Origin of the sequence: Mesorhizobium sp. BE184, assembly GCF_031457045.1 — a bacterium.
Classification (GTDB): domain Bacteria; phylum Pseudomonadota; class Alphaproteobacteria; order Rhizobiales; family Rhizobiaceae; genus Mesorhizobium.
The window spans coordinates 1,507,637-1,519,018 of sequence record NZ_JAVDVU010000001.1 but is presented as its reverse complement, the minus strand read 5'-3'; the positions used below and the strand labels follow the sequence as shown (position 1 = coordinate 1,519,018).

Annotated in this window: 12 protein-coding genes; 5 read left to right on the top strand and 7 right to left on the bottom strand. The window is 62.5% G+C overall.

Annotated features, from left to right (window positions below; translation table 11 throughout):
• Positions 1-95: 95 nt before the first annotated feature.
• The 3 genes from J2X35_RS07435 to J2X35_RS07425 form a co-directional block, all read right to left on the bottom strand.
• Positions 96-854, bottom strand: coding sequence for an arginyltransferase (locus J2X35_RS07435; protein ID WP_056110059.1), 759 nt, complete (start codon positions 852-854; stop codon positions 96-98).
• A 138-nt stretch (positions 855-992) separates the two neighbouring features.
• Positions 993-1,463: an RDD family protein gene (locus J2X35_RS07430; RefSeq protein ID WP_310183387.1), complete on the bottom strand. Its 471-nt coding sequence runs from the start codon at positions 1,461-1,463 to the stop codon at positions 993-995.
• A 73-nt stretch (positions 1,464-1,536) separates the two neighbouring features.
• Positions 1,537-2,502 (bottom strand): alpha/beta hydrolase, encoded by a 966-nt coding sequence (locus J2X35_RS07425; RefSeq protein WP_310183384.1) that lies wholly within the window; start codon positions 2,500-2,502, stop codon positions 1,537-1,539.
• Here J2X35_RS07425 and J2X35_RS07420 point away from each other — a divergent pair.
• On the top strand, positions 2,419-3,591 hold the full coding sequence (locus tag J2X35_RS07420) for an OpgC domain-containing protein (protein WP_310183382.1): 1,173 nt from the start codon (positions 2,419-2,421) through the stop codon (positions 3,589-3,591). The two genes, J2X35_RS07425 and J2X35_RS07420, sit on opposite strands and share 84 nt — an antisense overlap.
• A gap of 2 nt (positions 3,592-3,593) precedes the next feature.
• On the opposite strand, the gene J2X35_RS07415 is transcribed toward J2X35_RS07420, so the two are convergent.
• A complete protein-coding gene (locus J2X35_RS07415; protein WP_310183380.1) occupies positions 3,594-4,673 on the bottom strand; it encodes a LacI family DNA-binding transcriptional regulator in 1,080 nt (359 codons plus the stop codon).
• 148 nt (positions 4,674-4,821) lie between these two features.
• Between J2X35_RS07415 and J2X35_RS07410 the strand changes: the two genes are divergently transcribed.
• The gene (locus J2X35_RS07410; RefSeq protein ID WP_310183377.1) at positions 4,822-4,965 is read left to right on the top strand and encodes a hypothetical protein; all 144 of its coding nucleotides are present in this window, start codon (positions 4,822-4,824) and stop codon (positions 4,963-4,965) included.
• Between the two features lie 25 nt (positions 4,966-4,990).
• Here the strand turns inward: J2X35_RS07410 and xth are convergent, their stop codons facing one another.
• Positions 4,991-5,785, bottom strand: a complete 795-nt coding sequence (gene xth, locus J2X35_RS07405) for an exodeoxyribonuclease III (RefSeq protein WP_310183374.1) — start codon at positions 5,783-5,785, stop codon at positions 4,991-4,993.
• 137 nt (positions 5,786-5,922) lie between these two features.
• Here xth and J2X35_RS07400 point away from each other — a divergent pair, with 137 nt between their 5' ends.
• Positions 5,923-7,407: a nucleobase:cation symporter-2 family protein gene (locus J2X35_RS07400; protein WP_056110048.1), complete on the top strand. Its 1,485-nt coding sequence runs from the start codon at positions 5,923-5,925 to the stop codon at positions 7,405-7,407.
• 36 nt (positions 7,408-7,443) lie between these two features.
• Here J2X35_RS07400 and J2X35_RS07395 read toward each other — a convergent pair whose 3' ends face one another.
• Positions 7,444-7,827 carry a VOC family protein gene (locus tag J2X35_RS07395; RefSeq protein WP_310183371.1) on the bottom strand — a complete coding sequence of 128 codons (384 nt, stop codon included), beginning with the start codon at positions 7,825-7,827 and terminating at the stop codon, positions 7,444-7,446.
• Between the two features lie 2 nt (positions 7,828-7,829).
• Positions 7,830-8,177: an iron-sulfur cluster insertion protein ErpA gene (gene erpA / locus J2X35_RS07390; protein ID WP_056110044.1), complete on the bottom strand. Its 348-nt coding sequence runs from the start codon at positions 8,175-8,177 to the stop codon at positions 7,830-7,832.
• 76 nt (positions 8,178-8,253) lie between these two features.
• Between erpA and J2X35_RS07385 the strand changes: the two genes are divergently transcribed.
• Together J2X35_RS07385 and argS are read left to right on the top strand one after the other, a co-directional pair.
• Positions 8,254-9,486, top strand: coding sequence for a deoxyguanosinetriphosphate triphosphohydrolase (locus tag J2X35_RS07385; protein WP_310183369.1), 1,233 nt, complete (start codon positions 8,254-8,256; stop codon positions 9,484-9,486).
• A gap of 79 nt (positions 9,487-9,565) precedes the next feature.
• Positions 9,566-11,323: an arginine--tRNA ligase gene (gene argS / locus J2X35_RS07380; protein WP_310183367.1), complete on the top strand. Its 1,758-nt coding sequence runs from the start codon at positions 9,566-9,568 to the stop codon at positions 11,321-11,323.
• The last annotated feature ends 59 nt before the right edge of the window (positions 11,324-11,382 follow it).

Here is an 11,382-nt window from a genome sequence, read left to right as displayed (position 1 = left end):
GCGGGTGTCGGCAGATAGCATCAGATGCCTGTCCGGACCAGCGCTGCAGCCGTTGAAACAGATTATGGGTTCTGTCGGAAGGGATCGAAGCGCCGCTAGAGGGCTTCCTCGTCGTAGCGTTCCCAGCCCTTGGGGCCGAGATGCTCCTGGGGGGTGAAGCGCATCTTGTAGTTCATCTTGCGCGAGCCGTTGACCCAATAGCCCAGATAAACGTGCGGCAGGCCCATGGCCCTGGCGCGGGCGATATGGTCGAGGATCATGAAGGTGCCGAGCGAGCGATCCTCCATTTCAGGATCGAAATAGGAATAGACCATGGATAGGCCGTCGGCCATCTGGTCGGTCAACGCCACGGCGATCAATTCGCCCCGGCCCTTGCCGGTGACGAAGGTGTCGGGACCCCGTCGCCGGTATTCGATGACCTTGGTGTCGACATGCGTGTCCTCCACCATCATGGCGTAGTCGAGCACCGTCATGTCCGACATGCCGCCCTTGCGGTGACGTGCGTCGAGATAGGCGCGGAACAGCGAATACTGCTCGGTGGATGGTTCGGCGTCGTGCATGAAGCCGACGAGATCGGAATTTTGCTGCGTCACCCGGCGCATGTTGCGGCTGGGTGTGAAATCATTGGCCAGGATGCGCACCGACACGCAGGCGCGGCATGTCTCGCAGGCAGGGCGGTAAGCGATGTTCTGCGACCGTCTGAACCCGCCCTGCGTCAGCAGGTCGTTCATCTCCGACGCTTTGTCGCCGACCAGGTGGGTGAAGACCTTGCGCTCGAACTGACCCTCCAGATACGGGCATGGCGAAGGCGCTGTCAGGAAGAACTGCGGAGACTGGGTCGGGTGCTGCGTCATCGAGCCTGGAAAGCACTCCCACGATTCACCATACCTTTGGCCCGGTTGGTGAAAAATTCAACAGGATTATGACCGCCGGCGGTGCGCCGGCGTTCACAATTGAGGATAAACGGTGCATAGGGCGGCCCGTCGGGCCGCTCAGGGATCGGAGCGGATCACGACGGTGCCCAAAAGCAGGTCGTGCAAGGTGCGCTTGCGGTCGGTGAAAAGCGTAACCAACAACACCAGCGGCGTCAGGATGACGTTGCCAGCCCAGAATAGGACCGAATGCACCACCGCCGTCAGGCCGTCGATTCGCGTCCCGTCGAGCCGTTCCAGCCGGATGCCCATGGCTTTCATACCAAGGGTGGCCTGGTTCCTGCCGCCAAGCGTGTTCCACACATAGACGATGGCGATGGCGGGAACGAGGGCGCCGAATAGCATCCAGCCAAGCCCGAGCGTCAAGATACCGAGCAAAAACACCAGTATGCCGAAGGGTATGGTGAGCAGTCCGACGATCAGATAGTCGATGACGCAGGCGAATATCCGGCGCGTGCGCACGCCATCATAGGCGCGGGCATCGTCCAGCCTCGTGGTGATGATCTCGCCATCCAGCGCGCGTGCTTCCATTTCCGTCCTCATATCTCCACCGGTCAAAGAAGCCGGCCAGTTATAATCGAAATGGTGCCGGAAAGGTTGCCATTCAAGGCTTAGGCGAAGCTGTTCCCGCTCTATGGGCATCGCGCTCTCCCAGCCAGCGCCGGGCGATCGCCGCATCCTCGGCGCCGAATTCGTGCCCGAGCGGCACGGTCTGGGCTTCCACGGCAGCGCCTTGGCTTTCCAGAAGATCAGCGAGCGCAGGCGTATATTGCCCGTAGGTCTCGTCCGCCGCACCGCCGATCACCAGAATGCGGGTGCCAGCGAGATTTGTGACGGGCGTTTCGTCAAGCACCGGCATCGCGCGCAGTAGAATCGCCTGCCGGATGAGGCCGGGATGGAGAAGCATGGCGCTCGAGATCAGGTTGGCCCCGTTGGAATAGCCGAGGAAGACGGTTCGCGAGAGGTCGAGCCGCTCAGCGAAACTCATTTCCGCGATGAAGTCGGCGAAGTCCGCGGCTTCGGAGCGGATGCTCTTCTGATCAAATCGGGTCGGCGTGATTCGCGCGAACCAGCGCATTCCGCCTTCCTGGGGAACGCGGCCGCGCACCGCCATCAGGGCATCGTCCGGGCCGATCTGGCGAGCCAGCGGAACAAGCGTCGTTTCGTCGACGCCGGAACCGTGAAGCAAAACAAGCGTGCGTCCGCCTGGATCTTCGGCCGGGTAAAGCCGGTAGGCAAAAGCCTCTTCCACCAGCAATTCCGGGGCTTCCAGCGGGATTCCGCCCTCTTTGCCATCATCATGTTTTTGCATCGTATTTCCTCGTTTTGCCGGCTTCAAAACGAAATATTTTCGACATGGCCCAAAGTTGATCCACGCCGACGCAATTCGAGCGGCTTTCGGCTGGATACGGACTTTTCCTTCGTCCGCAAAGCAATATCTGGGCGGAGCGGGATTCGTTCGAGAATGCAGTTTGAGGGAAATCTGATGATCACGACAGTCCCGGCGGAGCGGGACACGCGCATAGACGTGCTGCGTGCCCTTGCGCTCCTGATGATCTACATCGATCACGTTCCCGGAACGATTTTCGAGACCCTCACCTACAAGAATTTCGGATTCTCCGATGCGGCGGAAGCATTCGTGCTGATTTCCGGCATGTCGGTGGCGCTGGCTTATGGCGGCAAATTCCAACCGGGCAACCGGCTGTTCGCGACGCTGAAGATGTGGCGGCGGACCGGCGTTCTTTACGCTTCGCATATCGTCGCCTCGGTCGCGTCCGTCGCGATCTTCTGCGCCGCCGGGATCTTCTTCAAACGTCCCGATCTTCTGTGGCCGAACAATATCGGCGCGCTGATATCGAATCCGCCGGAAGCGCTGCTCGGGCTCGCCACACTTGGACACCAGATCGGCTACAACAACATCCTGTCGCTTTATGCCGTGCTTCTGTTCCTCGCTCCGGCGATCCTGCTGCTGACCGGCTATGGGACCGTGCTCGTGCTGGCGCTGTCAGGCGGCCTGTGGCTCGTTGCCGGCCTTTGGCAGATCGCGCCCCCAAACTATCCGGAACCGGGCTTCTGGTTCCTCAACCCGCTCTCATGGCAGTTTCTGTTCACCATCGGCATGGTGAGCGTGCTGCACGTTCGGCGTGGTGGCCGCATAGGGGTAAACCGCTGGCTGGTCGGCGCGGCGCTGTTTTATGTGGCTGCGGCTCTCGTCTGGGTGCACAGCCCATTGTGGGGCAGGGAGAACTGGCTGGGGCTTCCCGCGGTGATCACCGGCTTCGACAAGACGTTCCTGTCGCTGCCGCGGCTGCTGCACATACTCGCGGTCTCCTATCTGGTCGTCGCCATCCCCGCCATTTCACGGCTCTTCCGGCGCCGGACCGATCATCCGCTCGCCATTCTGGGCAAGCGGTCGCTGCCCATTTTCATCGCCGGCACGGTCATCGCGATGGTGGCTCAGGTCATCCGAATCGTCAGCCCCGGCAACCTCCTGGACGACACGCTGCTCATCGTCACCGGAATCGCGATGCAGTTCGCGCTCGCCTACTATCTGGAATGGGTGTCGCGGCTCGGCTGGTCCGACAAGGTCAAGCCGGTGCGCGAGCCGCATCCGGTCCTTGCAGCGGCCCCTTTGCCGGCGATGACGAGCGTTCGGTAATGCTAGTCAGCCGCTCTGGCGGTAGACCCTCTCACGAGCAATTCCACGGGCAGCATCTGGCGGCGGATTGTCCCGTCGTGCTGCAGGATCGCCTCGACGGCCAGCCGGCCCATTTCGCTGGTGGGCTGCGCGATCGTCGTCAGCGAGGGGTTTGAGACGGCGCTTTCCGGCACGCCGTCGAAGCCGACGATCGAGACTTCACGCGGCACGGAGATGCCGCGCACGCGCAGCCAGTCGAGCGCGTGGAGCGCGATGCGGTCGGACATGGCGAGCAGCGCCGTCGGCTTTGCCGGCTGGCTGAACAGATGCTCGAGACCTGCGTGGACGGTCGCCTCGTCATTGGCGGTCTCATAGGTTGGCACCTTACCCGTATCGACGCCGAATTCCCTCAGCACATCGAAATAGCCGTGGAGCCGGTCGCGCGTGCCTGAATAGATGGCCTTGTCGACGCGGTCGGGCGAAACCGGGCCATAGGTGTCGTCATCCGAAAAGGGCATGGACAGAACGCCGAAGCGCCGGTGGCCGAGCTCGGTCAAATGCCTCGCCGCCAATTGCGCCCCGGCGCGATCGTCGACGCCGATGGCGGCGATGGTCTCATCATCGAAGCCAAAGTCGAGCGCCACGAAGGGCAGCTTGCGTTCGCGGGTGAGTTCCACCAGCCGCGAACCGCCTTCGACGCAGAACACGATGAAGCCGTCCACCAGCGCGCTCTGGATGTTCCAGGCGATCTGTTCGCTGTTGGCGGCCGAGACGAGCGATATGCCGGCCCCGGTGGCGTCGCAGGCCTGGGTGATGCCGGACATGACGGCGCGGGCGAACGGGTCATCGAAGAAATAGGAGAGGGGCTCCGCCGTGGCGACGCCGATGGCGTTGACCTTGCCGGCACGCAGCAGCCTGCCTTTTGGATCAGGACCGTTATAACCCAGCTTGTCGGCCGCGGCCTTCACGCGTTCGCGCACTTCCTCGCGAACGATATCGGGATGGCTGAAGACGTTGGATGCGGTGCCGTGCGATACGCCGGCCTCCTTCGCCACGTCGGCAAGTCGTATCGGTCTGACGGTTTCGGCGGCGTATTTAGGCATCAATGCTCTCTAGCCCCTGCCGCGCTCTAGCACAAATCTTGGATCGATCCAAGTTTTGCTTGACATTTTGCTGAACGGGTCTATTTTTGAATCGATCCAATCGGCGCAATGGCCGATTAAATTGAATCGATCCAATCAGGAGAAAAAGATGCATCCCGTCGATTATCTGTTCGAAGACATCTATCGCAACTATTGGGGCATCTCGCCCGTGAAGGATGCAAGCGCGCCACCGCGCCGTACAAAGCCGGCAAGGCTGGCTGCGCGGTCGCTTTTCAAAAGCGACCGTCGCTGATCGCGACGCTGGTCAGTGCGCCGGATCAGGCCGCCGCAAGGTCCAGTTCGATGGCCACCGGCACATGGTCCGATGGCTTCTCCCAAGCCCGTACATGCTTTTCGATGAACGCCGACGAGAAACGGTTCGCAGCTTCCGGCGACAGCAGCAGATGGTCTATGCGGATGCCGTTGTTCTTCTGCCAGGCGCCGGCCTGATAGTCCCAGAAGGTGTAGGTATCCGGCGCGTCGGTCACGGCGCGGACCGCTTCGGTGAAACCCAAATTCACGAGCCTGCGGAATGATTGCCGCGTTTGCGGCTGGAACAGCGCATCGTTGACCCAGTTCTCCGGATGCCGGGCGTCGATCGGCTCGGGAATGACGTTGTAGTCGCCCGCCAGAACCAAGGCCTCCTCGAGCGCCAGCCGCTCGGCTGCCCAGCGTTCCAGCCGTGCCATCCACGATAATTTGTAGGGGAACTTCACCGCGTCATCGATGGGGTTGCCGTTCGGCAGATAGAGCGAAACGACCCGCAGCGCGCCCTTGGTGGTGGAAAACACGCCCTCGATGAAGCGCGCCTGTTCGTCGGCATCGTCGCCCGGCAGGCCGCGGTTGACCTCGTCGAACCGCAGCTTCGACAGGATGGCGACGCCGTTGAAGCCTTTCTGGCCATGCGTCTCGACATTGTAGCCGAGCGCCTCGATCTCGGCGCGCGGGAACTGGTCGTCGACCGTCTTGATCTCCTGCAGGCAGACGATGTCGGGCGCACTCTCATTCAGCCAGTGAAGGAGGTTGCCGATACGGGCCCTGACGCCATTGATGTTCCAGGTGACGATTTTCATGAAAAACCTGCGAGTATTTCAAATACTTCTTGATAGCGGACGCGGCGGTTGACGGCGATCCTGCACTATCCTTCGCGCGAAGGAAACCGGTTCTGGTCGGCATACCGAAGCGGTCAACAAATAAGGGGAACAATGCCATGTCATCCACGTCACATCCCGTGGACGAGGTGCTGCCCGCACCTCGTCTTGCTGCGCTGGGCATCCAGCATGTGCTGGTCATGTACGCCGGCGCCATCGCCGTTCCGCTCATCATCGGCCGGGCGCTGAAGCTCAGCCCGGAAGACGTCGCCTTCCTGATTTCCGCAGACCTGTTCGTCTGTGGCCTCGTCACGCTGATACAGTCGTTCGGCGCAACGCAATGGTTCGGCATCAAGCTGCCGGTCATGATGGGCGTAACTTTCGCCGCGGTCGGGCCGATGGCGGCGATGGCCGGCTCGCATCCGGGGCCGGACGGGGCGCGGATGATCTTCGGCGCCATCATCGGCGCCGGCATCGTCGCCATGCTGATCGCGCCTGCGGTCAGCCGGATGCTGCGCTTCTTTCCGCCGGTGGTGACCGGCACCATCATCGTGGTGATCGGCGCGTCGCTGATGCGCATCGGCATCAACTGGATATTCGGCAACCCGGTCGGGCCGACCGCGCCGAAGCTGGTGGCGCCGGAAAACGCCGCCTGGCTGAAGGCGGTCGCCGATCTCGCCGCGCAGCCGGGTTCGACCGTGCCGCCGGTGCCGCCTGGCCTGGGTCTTGCCGCCTCGATGCCGAATGCCGCCTACGCGCCCGTGGCCGGCGTCGCCATCTCCGCTGTCGTGCTGGTGGCGATCCTGCTGATCGCCCGCTTCGGCAGGGGCTTCGTCGCCAACATCGCCGTGCTGCTCGGCATCATCATTGGTGGTGTGCTGACCGCTGCGCTCGGCATGATGCATTTCGAGAAGGTCGGGCAGGCGGGCTGGTTCGCGCTGATCGAACCGCTGCGCTTCGGCATCCCGATCTTCGACCCCATCCTTATCCTGACCATGACGCTGGTGATGATCGTGGTCATGATCGAATCGACCGGCATGTTCCTGGCGCTCGGTGAGATGACCGGCAAGAAGGTGACGCAGCCGATGCTTTCGGCCGGCCTGCGCACCGACGGTCTCGGCACGCTGATCGGCGGGCTGTTCAACACATTTCCCTACACATCGTTCTCGCAGAATGTCGGTCTCGTCGGCGTCACCGGCGTGAAGAGCCGCTTCGTCTGCGTCGCCGGCGGCGTCGTGCTGATGGTGCTCGGGCTGGTGCCGAAGATGGGCGCGCTGGTCGAGGCGCTGCCGACCTTCGTGCTCGGCGGGGCAGGGCTGGTCATGTTCGGCATGGTGGCAGCCACTGGCATCCGCATCCTGTCGAATGTCGACTTCCGCACCAACCGCAACAATCTGTTCGTGGTGGCGGTGTCGGTCGGCTTCGGCATGATTCCGCTGGTGGCGCCGGACTTCAAGATGTGGATGCCGCATGTGCTGCATCCGCTGCTCGAATCCGGCATCCTGCTGGCTTCGGTTTCGGCGGTGGTGCTGAATGCCTTCTTCAACGGCATGGCGGCCGACACGCACGATGCCCGTGAGGCGGCAATGGCGGCGGACGCCTAGCGCCTTCGGCAAGGACGCGCGAAAGCGGCTGCGATGTCAGCCGCTTTTGCGTTCCACGAGGCCGATTGTGTTGCCGCCGGGGTCTTTCAGGAACGCCATCCACTCGCTCTCGCCGGCCGGGCCGAAAAGCCCTTCCGTGTCATGGTGGACGAGCGCAGGCGCAGTCGTGAACGGCACTCCACCAGCCGCGGCGGCTGCGTGAAATCCGTCAAGATCGGACATGTCGAGATAGACGGTTCCGGGCTGCACGCCGTCGGTGAACAGCAGCCTTGTGTCTCCGGCTATGATAAACGCTATGCCGGGCGGATCGAAGCGGGAATGGACGCCCATGCCCAACACCGCGCTCCAGAACGCCAGCGTTGCGTCGAGATCGCGCCCGGCCGAGAGCGCGACCTGCCGGACCGCGCCGATGGCCGGCATGGCTACAGGGAAAAACTCGTGCCGCAGCCGCAGGATGCGACAGCGTTGGGGTTCCTGATCTGGAACGACTGGCCCATCAGATCATCCACGAAATCGATCACCGAACCGCCCATATAGACGAGCGACAGATCGTCGATGAGCACGGTTGCGCCATCTTTTTCGATGGCGACGTCGTCGTCGTTGCGGTTTTCCACCAGGTCGAACTTGTAGGAAAAGCCTGAACAGCCGCCGCCTTCGACGGAAACGCGCAGCGCCGTCTTGCCCGGGTCGCCGGACACAATTCTAGCGATCCGCTTCGCAGCGGCATCGGTCATTTCAACTTTCATGGCGGTCTTGGCATCCGCGCCCATCGGCGTCACCTTGCGTTCGGTTGCATCTGATAGGTATGAACCCGGACGGGGCAAGTCAACAGCATCGGCCAGCGAGATGAACGAAGAGCGCAAAGCCGGGGAGGCTCTCGGCGATATCGGATTTGGGTATCGTCCGCGCGCGTCCTATGCTTGCGATCCGGCGCGAACCCGCGGACGCCTGTTCGCCGAGCCCGAAAGCCCGACGCGCACGCCGTTCCAGCGCGACCGCGACCGGATCATCCATTCGACCGCCTTCCGCCGCCTCAAGCACAAGACGCAGGTGTTTGTCGCGCATGAAGGTGACCATTACCGCACCCGGCTCACCCATACGATCGAGGTGGCGCAGATCGCGCGGGCTCTGGCGCGCGCCTTGCGGGTGGACGAGGACCTCGCCGAGGCGGTGGCGCTGGTGCACGATTTCGGCCACACGCCGTTCGGCCATACCGGCGAGGATGCTCTCAACGACAAGATGAAGGCCTGGGGCGGCTTCGACCACAACGCCCAGTCGCTGCGGATCGTGACGCGGCTGGAGCGCCGCTATGCCGAGTTCGACGGACTGAACCTCAGCTGGGAGACGCTGGAAGGCCTGGTCAAGCACAATGGCCCGCTGACGGACGGTCACGGGAAGGGCCTGCACGGCCCGGTGCCGCAGGCGATCCGCGACTATAACGAGCTGGATAGTCTCGAACTGAGCCGTTTTGCCGGAATTGAAGCGCAGTGCGCGGCGATAGCCGATGACATCGCCTACAACACCCATGACATAGACGACGGTCTGCGCTCCGGTTTGCTGACGCTCGACATGCTGGAGGGGCTGGCATTGCCGGGCTCGATCCTGGCTGCGGTGCGGCAGCGCTATCCCGGGCTGGATGACGTGCGCAGCGGTCATGAACTGATGCGGCGGCAGATCACCGCGATGGTCGAGGATACAATCGTGACCGCCGGCGAAAACCTGGCCCGCCTGAATCCGCAGAGCCCGGACGACGTCCGTGGCGCAGGGCAAAAGGTGGTCGGTTTTTCGCCGGCCATGGCAGCAGGCGAGAAGGAGCTGAAATCCTTCCTCTACAAGCATCTCTATCGCCATGCCGAGGTCATGCGGGTGCGGGCCGATGCGGAAAAAGTCGTGACCGACCTGTTCGACGCCTATTTCGCCGACCCGCGGGCGATGCCGGACGGCTGGCGCGAGGGGCTGGACAGGGCCGAGGACCGCATCAAGGCGCGAAGCGTCGCCGATTTCCTGGCCGGTATGACGGACACCTACGCGCTGAAGGAACACCGCCGCCTGTTTGACCGGACACCGGATTTGAGCTAGGGCGGGCCAAAATCCGCATTTAAGTTGAAATCACGGAAAACGTGAAATTTCGGCCTGATATTTTCTACGAAAGCCAGTCATGAACATCTTCGCCGATTTCAGTGCGCGAATCATAAAAGCCGTCGAAGCCTTTGATCTCAAAGGCAAAGATGGCGCTATGCTGGATCTTTCGCGCGTGGCCGTCGAGCCGCCGCGCGATGCCAGTCACGGCGATCTCGCCACCAATGCCGCGATGGTGCTGGCCAAGCCGGCGGGAAAGAACCCGCGTGCGCTGGCCGAGCGCCTCGTCGAAGCGTTGAAGGGGGACGGCGACGTCGCCAGTGCCGAGGTCGCCGGTCCGGGCTTCGTCAATCTCAGGCTGACGGACAGCTTCTGGCAGACGCATCTGGCCGACTTGCTGGCGGAAGGCCGTAATTACGGGCGTTCGACGGTCGGGAAGGGCCGCCGGGCCAATGTCGAGTATGTCTCGGCCAATCCGACCGGCCCGATGCATGTGGGGCACTGCCGGGGCGCCGTGGTCGGCGACACGCTCGCCAATCTCATGGCTTTCGCCGGCTATGAGGTGACAAAGGAATACCTCATCAACGATGCGGGCGCGCAGATCGATGTGCTCGGCCGTTCGGCGCTGCTTCGCTACCGGGAAGCGCTGGGCGACGACATCGGTGAAATCCCTGCCGGCCTCTATCCGGGCGACTATCTTGTTCCGGTCGGACAGGCGCTGGCGCAGGAGTTCGGCCGGGCGCTGCTGCAGATGCCGGATGACGAGGCGCTTGCCATCGTCAAAGACAAGACCATCGATGCGATGATGGCGATGATCCGGGATGACCTCGCCCTCCTCAACGTCAAACATGACCTGTTCGTGTCCGAGCGTTCGCTGCACGCCGACAATGCCAAGGCAATCCGGTCGGCTATCGCCGACCTGACGCTCAAGGGCCATATCTACAAGGGCAAGCTGCCACCGCCGAAAGGTGAAAGGCCGGACGACTGGGAAGATCGCGAGCAGACGCTGTTTCGCTCCACCGACGTCGGGGACGACCTCGACCGGGCGCTGATCAAGTCCGACGGTTCGTTCACTTATTTCGCCGCCGACGTCGCCTATCTCAAGGACAAGGTGGATCGCGGCTTCGATGATCTGATCTATGTACTCGGCGCTGACCATGGCGGTTACGTCAAGCGGCTGGAAGCGCTGGCGCGCGCCGTTGCCGGCGACAAGGTCAAGCTCACAGTGCTGCTTTGCCAGTTGGTCCGCTTGTTCCGCGACGGCGAGCCGGTGCGGATGTCGAAGCGTTCGGGCGATTTCGTGACGCTGCGCGAAGTGGTGGAGGAGGTGGGCCGCGACCCGATCCGCTTCATGATGCTCTATCGCAAGAACGACGCGCCGCTCGATTTCGATTTCGCCAAGGTCACCGAGCAGTCGAAGGACAACCCGGTTTTCTATGTACAGTACGCATCGGCGCGCTGCCATTCCGTATTCCGGCAGGCGGCGGAGCAGTTTCCACGCGACAGTTTCAGCCGCGAGGTTCTGGCGCCGGAGCTGCCATCGCTGACTGACGAAGGTGAGATCGGTCTCATCCGCAAGCTCGCCGAATACCCGCGGCTGATCGAGCAGGCAGCGCTTTCGCTGGAGCCGCATAGGCTTGCATTCTATCTCTACGATCTCGCCAGCACCTTCCATGCGCATTGGAACAGGGGCACGGAAAATCCGGACTTACGTTTTGTTAAGGTTAACGACCGACAATCAACCTATGCCAGACTAGGGCTGGTGCAGGCCGTTTCGGATGTTTTGACATCCGGCCTGACGTTGATCGGGGCTGATGCGCCCACGGAGATGCGTTAGGTCCGACCCCGGAACCCTGACACCTTTTGCCCACATTGCGCTGGTAAAGGCCAACCCTG